At 70.9% G+C, this 914-nt stretch carries 2 protein-coding genes; both read left to right on the top strand.

Features of this window, described 5'->3' with window-relative positions; all coding sequences use genetic code 11:
- The first annotated feature begins 2 nt into the window (after positions 1-2).
- Positions 3-449, top strand: coding sequence for a helix-turn-helix transcriptional regulator (locus tag IH61_RS0139885; protein WP_420714087.1), 447 nt, complete (start codon positions 3-5; stop codon positions 447-449).
- 9 nt (positions 450-458) lie between these two features.
- Positions 459-902 carry a VOC family protein gene (locus IH61_RS0139880; protein ID WP_031079364.1) on the top strand — a complete coding sequence of 148 codons (444 nt, stop codon included), beginning with the start codon at positions 459-461 and terminating at the stop codon, positions 900-902.
- Positions 903-914 lie beyond the last annotated feature (12 nt).

Here is a 914-nt window from a genome sequence, read left to right as displayed (position 1 = left end):
GGGTGGGGGGTGTGGCGGTTCGTGTTCCGTTGGAGGATCTGGTGCGGTTGCGTCGGGCGCGTGACCGGATGGATCGGGAGTACGCGCAGGCGTTGGATGTGGCGGCGTTGGCGGGGACGGCGTTGATGTCGGCGGGGCATTTCGCGCGTAGTTTCCGTGCGGTGTACGGGGAGACGCCGTACGGGTATCTGATGACGCGGCGTGTCGAGCGGGCGAAGGCGTTGCTGCGGCGTGGGGATCTGTCGGTGACGCAGGTGTGTGTGGCGGTGGGTTGTACGTCGCTGGGGTCGTTCAGTGCGCGGTTCACGCGGTTGGTGGGGTGCAGTCCGAGTGTGTACCGGGCGGCGGACCACGGGGCGGGGGCGGTGATCCCGGCGTGTGCGGCGATGGTGGGTACCCGGCCCGGGCGCGGGCCCGGGCCCGGGCCGGGGCGCGGTGTCGGCGCGTAGCGTGGGGGTATGGGTATTCAGCTGGCGCAGTGTTTCATCGCTGTCGACGACCATGACCGGGCTCTGGTGTTCTACCGTGACGTTCTGGGGTTCGAGGTGCGCAGTGATGTGGGGTTCGAGGGGATGCGGTGGGTGAGTGTGGGCTCGCCGGAGCAGCCGGGGGTGGAGATCGTGCTGGAGCCGCCGGTGGCGGATCCGCACGCGAGTGCGGAGGACCGGCTGGCGGCGGCGGAGTTGCTGGCGAAGGGGCTGCTGCGGGGGGTGATCTTCCGTACCGACGACTGCGATGCGACGTATGAGCGGTTGCGGGCGGCGGGGGCGGAGGTGCTGCAGGAGCCGATGGACCAGCCGTACGGGGTGCGGGACTGTGCTTTTCGTGATCCGGCGGGCAACATGCTGCGGTTCAACCAGGCGCGTGCGGGCGCCGGTGCGGCGGGGGCGGGGGGCCGGTGAGGGGTGTGGGGG

Source organism: Streptomyces sp. NRRL WC-3742, from assembly GCF_000720635.1.
In the GTDB taxonomy this organism is placed as follows: Bacteria; Actinomycetota; Actinomycetes; order Streptomycetales; family Streptomycetaceae; genus Kitasatospora.
This window is presented reverse-complemented; position numbering and strand designations above follow the sequence as displayed.

What these genes read in the sequence shown, in the direction of transcription:
- IH61_RS0139880 (WP_031079364.1), top strand. Translation starts at nt 459, where the DNA reads ATGGGTATTCAGCTGGCGCAGTGTTTCATCGCTGTCGACGACCATGAC.